Genomic DNA, 13,622 nt, shown 5'->3' on the forward strand with positions numbered 1-13,622 from the left:
GCACTGCGACTGGCTGTCACAGCGCCCAGAAAAATCAGGCTTTACCTGTACCGGCTGCCGCAGCAACCTCAGCAGCAAAGTCTACTTCTTCTTTTTCAATGCCTTCACCCACTTCCAGGCGAATGAAACCGACCAGTTCGCCACCGGCGGACTTGATCAACTCACCCACGGTCTGCTCAGGGTTTTTAACAAAAGGCTGCTCTACAAGGCTGTGCTCCTTGAGGAACTTTTTGATACGCCCACCCATCATTTTTTCAACGATCTCAGCGGGCTTGCCTGCCATATCCGGCTGGGCCTTGATGACGTCTTTCTCTTTCTCGAGCTCGTCAGCTGGCATATCTTCTGGCCTTGCAACACGCGGGTTAACCGCAGCAGCGTGCATAGCGATGTCGCGAGCCAGCTCGGCGTCGCCTGCTGTCAGCGCAACAACAGCGGCAATTTTATTGGTGCTGTGAACATAGCCACCAACAACCGCGCCTTTGATTTCAACAATACGACGTACGGTGATGTTTTCACCGATTTTCTGAACCAGAGCTTCGCGCTTGGCTTCAAGATCGCCATCCATCAGTTTCGCAACATCAGTCTCGCCTTTCTCGAAGGCAACGTTCAGAACGTCGTTGGCGAAGTTGATGAAGTTATCGTCGCGTGCAACGAAGTCGGTTTCGGAGTTGACTTCGATGATGTAAGCAGCAGTGTTGTCATCAGAAATCTTGATCAGCGACACACCTTCAGCGGCTGTGCGACCAGCTTTTTTGGCGGCTTTGAGGCCGGAAGACTTACGCAATTCTTCAATTGCGGCATCTACACTGCCTTCAGATTCAACCAGAGCCTTTTTGCACTCCATCATGCCAAGACCAGTGCGCTCGCGCAGTTCTTTGACCATTGCAGCGGTAATTGCAGCCATGTTCAATCCTCTTAACTTGTTCGAATACGGTGGGAAGCCCGCCCAGAGAAACCTCCGGACGGGCCTTACATCTCAAACGTGACGCTGAAGCATCACTCAGCAGCCGGGGTGGTTCCTGCAGCTTCTTCACTGACTTCTACAAACTCGTCAGCGCCTGCGCCGCCGGCCTGTGCTGATTCAAGGCACGTATCAGCTACAGCTTTCACATAGATCTGGATCGCACGGATGGCATCGTCGTTGCCCGGGATCACGAAATCTACGCCGTCAGGGTTACTGTTGGTATCGACTACACCGATAACGGGGATACCCAGCTTGTTCGCCTCTTTAATGGCAATGCGCTCGTGATCAACGTCGATAACAAACAACGCGTCAGGCAGACCACCCATGTCCTTGATACCACCGATGGAACGCTCGAGCTTGTCCATTTCACGGGTGCGTTCAAGAGCTTCTTTCTTGGTCAGCTTATCGAAGGTACCGTCTTTGCTCTGGGCTTCCAGATCACGGTAACGACGAATGGACTGGCGAATGGTCTTGTAGTTGGTCAGCATGCCACCGAGCCAGCGGTGATTAACAAAAGGCTGGCTGGAACGCTCTGCTTCTTCCTTGATGACCTTGGCCGCGGCGCGCTTGGTGCCAACGAACAGGATCTTGTTCTTGTTCTCTGTCAGTTTCTGAACGAAGTCGAGTGCTTCATTCATGGCAGGAACAGTCTGTTCAAGGTTGATGATATGAATCTTGTTACGGGCGCCGAAGATGAACTTCGACATTTTCGGGTTCCAGTAGCGAGTCTGGTGACCGAAGTGAGCACCTGCCTTTAGCAGGTCACGCATATTTACCTGAGCCATGATATTACCTTAGTTTAGCTTCGGGTTAGTCCTCCACGCGTCCGATTGCCCCAACCAGACTCCTTTACAACTCTAAAGCAGGAGCAGGCACCCTGGGACAACGTGCTGACACGTGTGCGAATTTGCCGGATTCGTTTCCAGCGGGCGCGTTTATATCACAAAACACAGGCATCCCGCCATTATTTTTGCGCTCAAGCTTCCTTGTACCCTGAGCCCCGCCCCCTTAAAATACCGTTTTGACACAAATCAACAGGAAACCCAATGCAGGTATCGATCAAGACTCCGGAAGAAATTGAAAAGATGCGCGTGGCCGGTCGCCTGGCAGCTGACGTTCTCGAGATGATTGGAGAACACGTCAAGCCTGGTGTTTCCACCGAAGAGCTCAACCAGATATGCCACAACTATATTGTTAACGAGAGGGAAGCGATTCCGGCTCCACTTAATTATAAAGGTTTCCCCAAATCTGTTTGCATATCCGTTAACCACGTTATCTGCCACGGCATACCTTCAGAAAAAAAGATCCTGAAAGATGGCGACATCGTCAATATAGATGTCACTGTAATCAAGGATGAATACCACGGCGATACCAGCAAGATGTGGATTGTAGGCAAACCCAAGCCGGGAACAGAACGACTGATCAAGATCACCCAGGAATGCCTGTATAAAGGCATCGAACTGGTCAAGCCCGGCACGCGCCTGGGAGATATCGGCCACGTGATACAGCAGCACGCTGAAAAACATCGGTATTCCGTGGTGCGGGATTACTGCGGCCATGGCATCGGCAAGGTGTTTCATGAAGAGCCGCAGGTTATGCACTATGGCAAGCCTGGCACCGGCATGGAGCTCCAGGAAGGCATGACCTTTACGATCGAGCCAATGATCAATCAGGGCAAGTACCAAACCAAACTGCTCCCGGATCAGTGGACCGTCGTCACCAAAGATCACAAGCTTTCAGCCCAGTGGGAACACACCATCCTTGTTACCGCTGATGGCTATGAAGTGCTGACCAAGCGATCGGAGGAGTCCTTCTAAGTGGACCGTCAGGAACTGGAAGCCAGGATCAGCGGTGACACATCCCCTGTCATGGCAGCCAGGGAGTTGCTGAAACAGCGCTACGATGCAGATGCCGAGGCCTTTCGACAAGGCGCCGACGTGAGGGCTCTGGTTCACTCCAGAGCCGATACTGTCGACACAGCACTCAGACTGATATGGAACCGGTACCCTTTCTCCAGCTCACCCGATATTGCCTTGGTCGCTGTGGGCGGATACGGCCGCGGCGAGCTGCACCCACACTCTGACATCGACCTGCTGATTCTGACCCGCGACGGTATTGATCCCGGCTGGCAGGACGACCTTGGCGCTTTCGTTACTCTGCTGTGGGACCTGAAACTCGACATTGGTCACAGCGTCCGCAGCATTGAAGAAAGTAAAGCAGCGGCACGAGATGATATATCGACACTGACCAACCTTCTGGAAACCCGCACGATTGCCGGCCCGGACGAGCTGCGCGAAGAGCTCAGTGAACAAGCCTACTCAGACAACATCATTACCGACCGCGACTATTTTATAGCCAAGCGTAAAGAGCAAGAGCAACGCCACAAAAAATACAGCGACACCGAGTACAACCTGGAGCCTAATGTAAAAAGCTCCCCGGGTGCCCTGCGAGACATCCAGACCATTGGGTGGATTACCAAACGGCACTTCGGCCTGCAGAACATTGCCGACCTCACCCGCTTCAGCATCCTCACCGACGAGGAACACCAGATTCTGGTTCAGGGTGAAACCCTGCTTTGGAAACTGCGCTACGGACTGCAGCTGATCGCGGATCGGAACGAGAACCGGTTGCTGTTCGATCATCAACGAGCCCTGGCGCAAATGCTGGGCTATAAAGATGAAGGCAAGAGGCTGGATGTCGAGCTCATGATGCAGTCCTATTATCGCACTGTACTGGCATTGGCAGAGCTCGCCGACGTTATCCTTCAGTTTTACGACGAAGCCATACTCGGCTCAGGCACTGAAGACAATATTCAGCCAATCAATAAACGCTTTCAGATTCGCAACAACTATATAGAGGCAGTAAACAACCAGGTATTTGCTTACTCCCCCTATGCAATCATGGAAATCTTTGTGTTGATGGCCCAACACCCGGAAATCAAGGGTATCAGGGCTACAACCATAAGGTCTTTGCGGGCGCACAGGCATCTGATTGATGATGCATTCCGGTCTGACCTGGCGGTGACTTCTCTGTTTATGGAACTGCTGCGAACGCCCCATGCGCTGGATGAAACCCTCTCAGCCATGAAAAAATACAATGTTCTGGGCCGCTATCTGCCGGAGTTCGGCCAGATTATCGGCCAGATGCAGCACGATCTTTTTCATATTTACACTGTTGATGCCCACACCATGCGGGTTGTGCGCAATATGGTGCGGCTGAATGGCAAGGATGCCCGAGACGACTACCCACTGGCAGCGCGACTGATTCACGGCCTTCCAAAACGCGAAATTCTTTATATTGCGGGTTTGTATCACGACGTTGCCAAGGGCCGTGGCGGAGATCATTCAGAGCTTGGCGCCGAGGATGCCGAATCCTTCTGCAAGCGCCACCACCTTAGTGAGCGAGATACCCAGCTGGCATCCTGGTTGGTGGAGAACCACCTGCTCATGTCCATGACGGCCCAACGCAAGGATATTTCCGACCCGGATATCATCCAGTCCTTTGCTCGTTCCATACCCAGCCAGGCCCACCTGGATTACTTGTATATCCTCACTGTGTGCGATATCAGCGCTACCAACCCCAAGCTATGGAATACCTGGCGGGCTTCCCTTCTGCGCCAGTTATATATAGAGGCCAAACGTGCCTTAAGACGAGGCACAGAGATCCCTGTTGACAGACAGGCCTGGGTTCAGGCCACCCAGTCCGAGGCCAGGGGAATTCTCCATGCCCAAAGCATTACCGATGAACAGATAGATGCCATCTGGGATACGGTCGATGAAGACTACTTCCTGCAGGACTCAACCATTGATATTGCCTGGCAAACTGCGGCGATCATCAACCATGGCGATACGCCAGGACCGCTTGTGCTTATCCGGGATACCCACGGCGGTCCTACCGATGGCTACTCCCAAATCATTATTTACATGAACGACCGGCCAACGCTATTTGCCGCAACGACCGCGGTGTTGGAGCAGCTCAACCTGAACATTGTGGATGCTCGCATCAGCTCGAACGAAGGCCCCTACACCATCAGCTCTTATGTAGTACTGGATGAAAAAGGCCAACCTCTGGGAACGGATCCGGCCCGCAAAGAACGAGTGCGCAGGCGCCTGATCGAAGAGTTGGACGACCCGGAAGACTATCCCGACATAATCCACCGCCGCACACCACGGCAACTCAGGCACTTCTCGTTTCCAACGGAGGTGGTGTTTTCCAATGATACTGTCAACGATCGCACGGTCATTGAAGTGGTTACACCAGACCGCCCCGGTCTTCTGGCGTGGGTCGGACAAGTTTTCCTGCACCATCATATACGCCTGAGCAACGCTAAAATCGCAACGCTAGGTGAGCGGGTGGAAGACGTGTTCTTTGTTACCGACGAAGATGGGGAACCGATCAGCGACCCTGCCGTGTGCCACGCCCTGCAACAAGACTTATGCAAAACGCTGGATGACATCCAATGAATCCGAACCTGAACAAGCTTCACCCCTATCCATTTGAAAAACTGGCAAAGCTCAAGGCTGACATATCGGTACCGGCTAACCTGCCACCTATTTCCCTTGGTATTGGAGAGCCCAAGCACCCTTCTCCTGAATTCGTGAAGCAAGTGATTGCCGCCAACCTCGACCGGCTGGCAAATTACCCTACAACCAAGGGCATGGATGAACTCAGGGAGGCCATTGGTGAATGGGCTACCCGCCGATTCCACCTGCAACCAGGATCCCTGAGCCCGGATCACAACATCGTGCCGGTGAACGGTACCCGGGAAGCAATATTTTCGCTGGTACAGGCCGTGGTCGATGCAAGCAAACAGGCAACGGTTGTAAGTCCGAATCCGTTTTATCAGGTATATGAAGGGGCGGCATTCCTGGCCGGCGCTACACCCGTGTACCTGCCGTGCGATGGATCCAACGGTTTTATTCCGGATTTTGACGCAGTACCAGAAACGGTATGGAGGGAATGCCAGGTTCTGTTCCTGTGCTCCCCGGGTAACCCCAGCGGCGCAGTGATGCCTCGGGCAACTCTGAAAAAGGTCATCGAACTGGCGGACAAGTATGACTTCATTGTTGCTTCCGACGAGTGCTACTCCGAACTGTATCCTGATGAAAACAAGCCGCCAGAAGGTTTGCTGCAAACCTGTGCAGCGATTGGCCGGCATGACTTCGCCCGCTGTGTTGTTTTTCACAGCCTCTCGAAGCGTAGTAACCTTCCAGGCCTGAGATCGGGCTTTGTCGCCGGAGATGCGAATATATTAAAAGGCTACCTTAACTATCGCACCTATCATGGTTGCGCCATGCCAGTTCACAACCAACTTGCCAGTATTGCTGCCTGGCAGGATGAAAGCCATGTACGGGATAACCGGGCGGCTTACCGCGCTAAATTTGAGGCCGTGGTACCCATATTACGCGAAGTCATGGACGTGAATTTCCCCGACGCTGGCTTCTATCTCTGGCCGGTTACTCCAATGGATGATGAAACCTTTGCAAAAGAGCTGTCTGCCCAGCAGAACGTTCATGTGCTCCCCGGCCGCTACCTGTCCCGCACAGTGAACGGCCACAACCCGGGAGAAAACAGGGTGCGCATGGCATTGGTTGCGCCACTGGAGGAGTGCGTTGAAGCCGCAAAGCGCATTGTTGAATTTGTAAAGGCGAACTGATTTATGAAGTTATATGGCATCCGAAACTGCGATACCGTCAAAAAGGCCCGCAAGTGGCTTGATGAACAGGGCGTTCCCTATGAGTTTCACGACTTCAAAAAAGATGGGCTCAATGAGGCCCGCCTTAGCGAATGGGAAAAAGCGGTTGGCTGGGAGCTTCTGCTGAACCGCCGCGGCACCACCTGGCGTAAACTCAGTGAAGAAGTTCGTGATACCATTAGCGCCCAATCTGCCCACGACATCATGCTGGAAAACACCTCCATCATTAAACGGCCAGTGGTCGAGCATGAGGGATCCGTTTATGTCGGCTTTAACGCCGACGACTGGGCAACACTGATTAACTAAAACAGGAGCAACCACTACATGAGCTTTGCATTCGGTATCGGTATCGGCACCCAAAACAATCAGGGCGAATGGCTGGAGGTTTTTTACCAGCAGCCGACAATGACCCCCGAAAGAGAGCTAATCGATGTGGTAGAAGCTACTCTCGACTACAAAGGTGGCAACCAGGCTATCCAGGCAACCACCGAGCAGCTGACACAGCTTGCCAACGCCCTGCGCCAGACCGGCGCAACGGATCAGGCCTCCCTAGCGGAAAAAGCATCCGGCAGCAAACGCCCGGTGGTCGTTACAGTTCTGGAGACAGATGACACTGCATCCAGCACACCGGAGGTCTACCTCAAGCTGCACCTGATTTCCCATCGCCAAGCCAAGCCTCATGGTCTTAAACTCGATGGCATCTTCGGACTGCTGCCCAACCTGGCCTGGACGAATGAAGGCGCTATCGACCTGAACGAACTGCCAGAGCGTCAACTGAAAGCACGTTTGGAAGGGCGCACTCTGGAAGTCAAATCCGTAGACAAGTTCCCGCAAATGACAGACTACGTGGTGCCAAAAGGTGTTCGTATTGCAGACACCGCCCGCGTGCGTTTGGGTGCCTATGTAGGCGAAGGCACAACCGTCATGCATGAAGGCTTTATCAACTTCAATGCCGGCACCGAAGGTACCAGCATGATTGAGGGCCGTATCTCTGCAGGCGTTATGGTAAGCAAAGGATCCGATCTTGGTGGCGGTTGCTCTACCATGGGCACCCTGTCTGGCGGCGGCAATATGGTGATTGCTGTTGGCGAAAACTGCCTTATTGGCGCCAATGCAGGTATCGGTATCCCACTGGGCGACCGCTGCAAAGTTGAGGCTGGCCTGTACATAACTGCAGGTACCAAGGTTGCCCTGTTGGATGACAACAATGCGCTCGTGGAAGTCATCAAAGCTCGTGACCTATCCAACAAGCCCGACCTTCTTTTCCGCCGCAATAGCCAGACCGGCGCGGTTGAATGCAAAACTAACAAATCCGCCATCGAGCTGAACGAAGAGCTGCATGCAAACAACTGATTCTCAAACACTCGAACTGGCTATCGACCTGATCAGCCGGCCATCGGTAACACCGGATGACGCCGGCTGCCAGGAACTGATGATGTCCCGGCTGGCGCCTCTGGGTTTTACCGGGGAACACATGCGCTTTGGCGACACAGACAACCTCTGGGCCCGCAAGGGTTCAGAGGGGCCAGTGCTCGCTTTTGCCGGGCACACTGATGTGGTGCCCACAGGGCCTGAAAGCAAATGGGCAAACCCACCCTTTGACCCTGTCATCAAAGATGGTTTTTTGCATGGCCGTGGCGCCGCTGACATGAAAGGAAGCCTTGCGGCTTTCATCACCGCCTGCGAGCGCTTTGTCACTAATCATCCAAACCATCACGGCTCTATTGCCTTGCTGATCACAAGCGATGAAGAAGGCCCTGCCCAGAACGGTACCGTGAAAGTGGTTGAAGCTCTGGAAGCCCGCTCGGAAAAAATGGACTGGTGTCTGATAGGCGAGCCCTCCAGCACTCGAGACGTCGGCGACGTGATTAAAAACGGCCGTCGCGGCTCACTGCACGGCTATCTTACGGTGCAAGGGGTTCAGGGCCACGTGGCCTATCCGCACCTCGCGGAGAACGCCGTTCATGCGGTTGCGCCTGCCCTGCATACGCTGGCCAATGAGTTCTGGGACAACGGTAACGATTATTTCCCGCCAACGACCTTTCAGATTACGAAAGTGGAAGCAGGCACGGGCAGCAATATCATTCCTGGTGAATGCCTTGTGCACTTCAATTTTCGGTACTGTACGGAAAATACAGCAGAGAGCCTTGAGGAGCGGGTAGTAGCCGTTCTTGACAGGCACAACCTTAAATACGACCTGCAATGGCATCTCAGTGGCCGCCCCTTCCTGACGGACAAGGGCGCACTGGTTGCAGCCTGCCAAAGCGCGATCCGAAATGTAACCGGGCGTGAAACGGAATTATCCACCTCAGGTGGCACATCCGACGGACGCTTTATTGCTCCTACGGGAGCCCAGGTTGTGGAACTTGGCCCGATCAACGCGACTATCCACAAGATAGATGAGTGCGTGAAAGCCGATGATCTGGATACCCTGTCCCAGATCTACGAACGCATACTTGAAGAGCTGCTGACCTGAACAGGTCCTTCGCAGGATGACAGAAGTACCCGAAATGCCGGAGCAATTACTCCGGCATTTTCGTTCACTGGATCAATAGTGAGGCGGAGGTGTTTCTTCCTCTTCCGTTTTCAAGTTGGAAGGAGACACATCTTTCAACTGGTTATGCAACAACCGCTTTGCATTCCAGAGTTCGCGGATATCCATTTCCTGTTTAGTCACCTGTTCGCTCAGGGTATTAATAATGTCGTCCTGAAACGCCAGCCGCGTTTCTAGCTCGTCCAGTCTGGCTTGCAGATCGTTATGGCTCATCGGGTACTGAAACTCCCTCGCATCAATCGCCCACATGGATGATTGAAGAATGTGATCAAAAGCACTCTATAAAAGGCAATGCGTAGTATGACAGCTTGGTAAGCGGTCGGGATAATCTGTTATCATGCCGCTTTTGACCGCCAGCGCTTCCGTTTTCCCGGAAACCAAGCGGTATTCACTGGCCGGATGTGCGATTTTACCCGATATCCGGTTTTTTATCGTCAGCGTTAATAAATAACGGAGAATTCTCAATCAATGCGTAATCCAGCCAAAGCGATCCTTGTTGCTCTCCTGATCGCTATTCCAGCACCGTTGGTACTTGCTCTGCTGCTCTCGTTTACTCCTGAGCCACTCCGCCTGATCGCCGTGGGCGAATTTGTAGAGGCCCTGGGCAGCACTCGCGGCATAGCCGCATACATCATCACTTTCATCGTATTCGGCATTGCAGGCTTTCTGGCCGTTACATTTTCCGCCAAGCAACAAACGGCCCGTAGCACATCTCAGCGCGGGAGTTCACCGTCACGCAGCCAGAGCTCCAATCAAAGCTCCGGCCAAAACTACATCGACGAAGATGACGGCTACGACGACAACAGCCCGGAAGGCGACGAGGAAGGCACTGTTAAGTGGTTCAACGTTAAAAAGGGCTTCGGCTTTATTGTTCGGGAAAGTGGAGACGAAGTCTTTGTACACTTCCGCGCCATTCGTGGAAGTGGTCGTCGGGTACTACGCCAAGGCCAACTGGTTCGTTTCAGTGTGGTTGATGCGGATAAAGGCTTGCAGGCAGATAACGTTTCTATTCTGAGCGAATAAAACGTCGATTGATGTAAAAAAGGCAGCCCTCTCGTTAAACAAGGGGCTGCCTTTTTTCGTTCGCGGGTGGTCAATTCCCAGCTATTCAATTCCAGACTACGAGTTGTTCGCCCCGAGCATCCAGTCGCCACCATTTCTCATCTTCCGCAGGCTCGCCCTCTTTCCATTCTCCGGGGCTGCAGCGCACCTCCGTATCAAGAGTTCTCCAGGCACTGCGCGCGCACTCCAGATCACTGTTCCAGGGCAGCTGTGTGCCTTCAATAATCAGTGAGGTATACCGCTTACCAAATGCTTGCGGATACAGCGTTATTTTCAAGGGGGCGTCGTCGAAAGAAGCAGAGCCTTTGACGACGGATGAAACATCGCTGTCATCAAGAACTAACTGATCAACGTGACTTTCCAGCCAGCGGCACACCATGCCCGCTTCCAGGTCACGAATGTAGATTTCCAGGTCCTGCACTCGCAGATTCTCCATACTGATGATCACAATGCAGCACATAGTGAACCGGCCCGCGTCGCGCTGCAACCCAACGCTCCAGTTCCTGGCGCATGTCATCCAGGGTAAGACAGCGCAGCGTACCCGCAGCTTTGCGTTCATGCCATGCCACTTCAGTGGCAGCATGTAGCAGACTTACCTCTGTAAGTGAGGCTTCTATCTCGCTCACAGACTCCTGCCGTGCCATGGCGACCAGACTTTCACGCCGAAGAGTATGCGCCTGACCGGAAAGCGCTACCGAACTGGCAGAGCCGCGCCGTGCAAAAAGGTCGAGCCGTGCCGCTGCGCGCTCGACCCACTGCAACATTCCGCCCGGCGAACTGACGCAGCGACTGCGCCGGGAAGATGCAAACTGGGTGACCGGATCCGGTAGCTGAATGTTCCAGCGACGTTCAATAGCTGCCTGGTGGGCGACCAGAATAGCCTTACGCTGCCCAACACTCGAAAGCGGCATATCGAACGTTTCCAGCGTGCGGCCCAGGCGCTGCTCCAACAAACTGCAACATTCATCGCTGCCTGAGGCATCAGGCCCCAGAAGCACCACCGGCCCCTTCCAGCGTAGAACCAGTTCCGATGCAAGGCCGCAAGGGAGGCTCATCAGGGACAACAAGTCCGCAGGTGTCACGTTATCAAGGACAAGAGCAGGCCAGGAGCTCCCGGCAGCCCTTGGAATCACTGCGAGATCACTGTCCATCAGCTCAGCTTCACGGCGTAAATCTATTTCGATATAAGGTTGCGCCAGTGACGACAGCAGCGACCTCAGCCATGAGGACTTGCCGGCGCCCCGCCCCCCTCTGACCCACACCAGCGCGTGTGGCGTTGCGGCAAGTGTTACAGCCACGTCTTCCGCCAGTTCAATCCACTCCGGATCGGTAATCACAACTGGCGCGTCGTCATGCTCTTCAATACCAGATTGCTCGGTATTTGCGTCGATGTGGGCAGCACCCGGGTCAGGCCAGCGTGAAACCAGTTCAAGCACCGCAACATAAGCTTTTCCCTGCAAACGCTCCGCATTTCGCGCAAGCACTTCCAGAAGTTGCGGCCAGTCCAACCAGGCGGGCGTGCCAAAAGCTTCGCGCGCCGTCGCCAGCCAGTAGATCAACTGGGAGGAAAGCAGATCTTCACCGCCCACCTCAGTCACAATGGGTTGCTCGCACTGGATCGTCCGGATCAGCTCATCCATATCCACGCCGGAGCCTCGCAGAAAGCCAGTTATGCAGGGGCTGCACTCCAGTAGTGCTAGCAGGAAATCTTCAACCGTGATCACTGCTCCACCGCGGCGATCAACATCATCACGGGCGCTCAGTAACGCAGCCTGGCATTGAGGTGTGAGGCATCCTTGCCAATCTTCCATAAAACGTTTCCCTGTTTAATCGCATCATCCTGATGCTATAAGATTTATTCTGATGAAGTTTGCTTTAAAGACTTGGTGATTTCTGAACGATTCCCGAATTCTTCAGCGCGTTCAAACTGAACAGCCGCTTTTACCAGCTTCCCGTATTTTCCATACTGGCCCAAGGTTCTCTGGAGGCCAGCGCTTCGCCTTTCTGCAACAATTCAATCGATACATTATCGGGACTGCGAACGAACGCCATGTGACCATCCCGAGGCGGCCTGTTAATGGTTACGCCATTTGCCTGCAGAGTCTCGCACAAAGCATAGATATCATCCACGCGGTAAGCCAGATGACCAAAGTTACGACCTTCGGAGTATTCTTCCGGGTCCCAGTTATAGGTTAACTCAAGCATTGGTGCCTTGTTTTCACGAGCACAGGATTCATCTTCCGGCGCCGCTAGAAACACCAGCGTGAAGCGGCCCTTCTCACTGCTTTTTCGGTCGATCTCAACCATACCGAGTAGATCGCAGAAAAAATGCAAGGTTTGATCAAGATTACTTACACGGATCATTGTATGTAGGTATTGCATATTTTCTCCTGTCAGCTCGACTTTATTAAGTAACAGTTTACGGTACTCTGGGGGAATGAATGCAAACCTTGCCTCTGAGCTGATTAATTCTTACCACACGCCAGCGATACGACACCTTGCGTGGTTGTGCCAGGCGCCGCAGTTGATACACTCGCCAATCACCTTTGTGCCTGCCCGGTATCTGCCAGCGCACTACGCTGACATCCTAAAAGCCTGGGACCGAAACATCGAGCCTGCTCCGGCATTGCTCAGTGAACCACCACAACGCCGCCTGGGCTTCTACTTCGAGCGACTCTATCAGGTTTTGCTGGAAGACCTGATTGGCTGGCCCATTCTGCTGAAAAACCAGCAGATTCAGTCAAGCGGGCGCACCATCGGCGAACTGGATTTTGTGGTGCACAACGTGAAAGACAATCGCGTCGAGCACCACGAAATCGCAATCAAATTCTATCTCGGTGTTTCAGAGCTCGACGGTTCCACGCTCTGGTACGGCCCAAATGCCCGAGACCGGCTGGATTTGAAAACAACCAACCTGCTCGAAAAGCAGAGTCGCCGAACGGAACTACCCGAAACAATCGCACTGCTTTCGGAATCCCATATAACCGGCCCGTTAACAGCTCGAATTTTCATGCCCGGGTATCTGTTCTATCCCGACGACCAACCCGCGATAACGCCTGAGTATGTTCCGGCGGATCACCTGCGTGGGCGCTGGATGTATGCCCATGACGCGAGGGCGAAAGACACCTCACAATGGGTTGTACTCAACAAACCGCACTGGATTGGCAACTGGTTCCAGACAGAGCCACCGGATACTGAACACACTCAGGAAGCCCTGGAGCGTGTCGAGAATAAATCTGTCCCGCAACTGTTTGCTGTGATGCGGCAAGACCAACAAACGGAGCACTGGCTTGAGACAGACCGGGTGTTCGTGGTGCCGGGAACCTGGCCGTGAGTTCTCTCATTTG

14 protein-coding genes are annotated in these 13,622 nt (G+C 53.6%); 8 read left to right on the top strand and 6 right to left on the bottom strand.

Annotated elements, in window-relative coordinates; all coding sequences use genetic code 11:
- Nucleotides 1–34: 34 nt before the first annotated feature.
- Complete coding sequence (gene tsf / locus Q4606_RS07930) at nt 35–904, bottom strand: translation elongation factor Ts (protein ID WP_303593627.1); 870 nt, start codon at nt 902–904, stop codon at nt 35–37.
- A 92-nt stretch (nt 905–996) separates the two neighbouring features.
- Nucleotides 997–1,749, bottom strand: coding sequence for a 30S ribosomal protein S2 (gene rpsB / locus Q4606_RS07935; protein WP_303593628.1), 753 nt, complete (start codon nt 1,747–1,749; stop codon nt 997–999).
- A 261-nt stretch (nt 1,750–2,010) separates the two neighbouring features.
- Between rpsB and map the strand changes: the two genes are divergently transcribed.
- Genes map through dapE form a run of 6 tightly spaced genes read left to right on the top strand, consistent with a single transcriptional unit; the run spans nt 2,011 to nt 9,135 of the window.
- A complete protein-coding gene (map, locus tag Q4606_RS07940; protein WP_303593630.1) occupies nt 2,011–2,781 on the top strand; it encodes a type I methionyl aminopeptidase in 771 nt (256 codons plus the stop codon).
- Nucleotides 2,782–5,427, top strand: coding sequence for a [protein-PII] uridylyltransferase (locus Q4606_RS07945; protein WP_303607191.1), 2,646 nt, complete (start codon nt 2,782–2,784; stop codon nt 5,425–5,427).
- Nucleotides 5,424–6,620, top strand: a complete 1,197-nt coding sequence (gene dapC, locus Q4606_RS07950) for a succinyldiaminopimelate transaminase (RefSeq protein ID WP_303593633.1) — start codon at nt 5,424–5,426, stop codon at nt 6,618–6,620. Before Q4606_RS07945 ends, dapC begins: the two co-directional genes overlap by 4 nt.
- A 3-nt stretch (nt 6,621–6,623) precedes the next feature.
- Entirely contained in the window at nt 6,624–6,965 is a 342-nt protein-coding gene (locus Q4606_RS07955) for an ArsC family reductase (RefSeq protein WP_303607192.1), read from the top strand.
- A gap of 18 nt (nt 6,966–6,983) precedes the next feature.
- The gene (gene dapD, locus Q4606_RS07960) at nt 6,984–8,012 is read left to right on the top strand and encodes a 2,3,4,5-tetrahydropyridine-2,6-dicarboxylate N-succinyltransferase (protein WP_303607193.1); all 1,029 of its coding nucleotides are present in this window, start codon (nt 6,984–6,986) and stop codon (nt 8,010–8,012) included.
- Complete coding sequence (gene dapE / locus Q4606_RS07965) at nt 7,999–9,135, top strand: succinyl-diaminopimelate desuccinylase (protein WP_303593638.1); 1,137 nt, start codon at nt 7,999–8,001, stop codon at nt 9,133–9,135. Before dapD ends, dapE begins: the two co-directional genes overlap by 14 nt.
- A gap of 72 nt (nt 9,136–9,207) precedes the next feature.
- Here the strand turns inward: dapE and Q4606_RS07970 are convergent, their stop codons facing one another.
- The gene (locus Q4606_RS07970) at nt 9,208–9,426 is read right to left on the bottom strand and encodes a SlyX family protein (RefSeq protein WP_303593640.1); all 219 of its coding nucleotides are present in this window, start codon (nt 9,424–9,426) and stop codon (nt 9,208–9,210) included.
- Nucleotides 9,427–9,681: 255 nt separating this feature from the next.
- On the opposite strand from Q4606_RS07970, the gene Q4606_RS07975 reads away from it, so the two are divergent.
- The gene (locus Q4606_RS07975) at nt 9,682–10,236 is read left to right on the top strand and encodes a cold-shock protein (RefSeq protein WP_303593642.1); all 555 of its coding nucleotides are present in this window, start codon (nt 9,682–9,684) and stop codon (nt 10,234–10,236) included.
- 85 nt (nt 10,237–10,321) lie between these two features.
- Here Q4606_RS07975 and Q4606_RS07980 read toward each other — a convergent pair whose 3' ends face one another.
- From Q4606_RS07980 to Q4606_RS07990, 3 genes are all read right to left on the bottom strand, one after another.
- Complete coding sequence (locus Q4606_RS07980; protein WP_303593645.1) at nt 10,322–10,696, bottom strand: hypothetical protein; 375 nt, start codon at nt 10,694–10,696, stop codon at nt 10,322–10,324.
- Complete coding sequence (locus Q4606_RS07985; protein WP_303607194.1) at nt 10,668–12,086, bottom strand: hypothetical protein; 1,419 nt, start codon at nt 12,084–12,086, stop codon at nt 10,668–10,670. Before Q4606_RS07985 ends, Q4606_RS07980 begins: the two co-directional genes overlap by 29 nt.
- A 130-nt stretch (nt 12,087–12,216) precedes the next feature.
- Complete coding sequence (locus Q4606_RS07990; protein WP_303593649.1) at nt 12,217–12,657, bottom strand: VOC family protein; 441 nt, start codon at nt 12,655–12,657, stop codon at nt 12,217–12,219.
- A 55-nt stretch (nt 12,658–12,712) separates the two neighbouring features.
- Here Q4606_RS07990 and Q4606_RS07995 point away from each other — a divergent pair, with 55 nt between their 5' ends.
- Nucleotides 12,713–13,609: a DUF1853 family protein gene (locus Q4606_RS07995; protein WP_303607195.1), complete on the top strand. Its 897-nt coding sequence runs from the start codon at nt 12,713–12,715 to the stop codon at nt 13,607–13,609.
- Nucleotides 13,610–13,622 lie beyond the last annotated feature (13 nt).

Source organism: Marinobacter sp. 1_MG-2023, from assembly GCF_030549045.1.
Classification (GTDB): domain Bacteria; phylum Pseudomonadota; class Gammaproteobacteria; order Pseudomonadales; family Oleiphilaceae; genus Marinobacter.

Excerpts from the sequence above, each read along its gene's own strand:
- dapE (WP_303593638.1), top strand. The coding sequence starts at position 7,999 with ATGCAAACAACTGATTCTCAAACACTCGAACTGGCTATCGACCTGATC.
- Q4606_RS07970 (WP_303593640.1), bottom strand. The coding sequence starts at position 9,426 with ATGAGCCATAACGATCTGCAAGCCAGACTGGACGAGCTAGAAACGCGG.
- tsf (WP_303593627.1), bottom strand. The coding sequence starts at position 904 with ATGGCTGCAATTACCGCTGCAATGGTCAAAGAACTGCGCGAGCGCACT.
- rpsB (WP_303593628.1), bottom strand. The coding sequence starts at position 1,749 with ATGGCTCAGGTAAATATGCGTGACCTGCTAAAGGCAGGTGCTCACTTC.
- Q4606_RS07955 (WP_303607192.1), top strand. The coding sequence starts at position 6,624 with ATGAAGTTATATGGCATCCGAAACTGCGATACCGTCAAAAAGGCCCGC.
- dapD (WP_303607193.1), top strand. The coding sequence starts at position 6,984 with ATGAGCTTTGCATTCGGTATCGGTATCGGCACCCAAAACAATCAGGGC.
- Q4606_RS07995 (WP_303607195.1), top strand. The coding sequence starts at position 12,713 with ATGAATGCAAACCTTGCCTCTGAGCTGATTAATTCTTACCACACGCCA.
- Q4606_RS07985 (WP_303607194.1), bottom strand. The coding sequence starts at position 12,086 with ATGGAAGATTGGCAAGGATGCCTCACACCTCAATGCCAGGCTGCGTTA.
- dapC (WP_303593633.1), top strand. The coding sequence starts at position 5,424 with ATGAATCCGAACCTGAACAAGCTTCACCCCTATCCATTTGAAAAACTG.
- Q4606_RS07990 (WP_303593649.1), bottom strand. The coding sequence starts at position 12,657 with ATGCAATACCTACATACAATGATCCGTGTAAGTAATCTTGATCAAACC.
- Q4606_RS07975 (WP_303593642.1), top strand. The coding sequence starts at position 9,682 with ATGCGTAATCCAGCCAAAGCGATCCTTGTTGCTCTCCTGATCGCTATT.
- map (WP_303593630.1), top strand. The coding sequence starts at position 2,011 with ATGCAGGTATCGATCAAGACTCCGGAAGAAATTGAAAAGATGCGCGTG.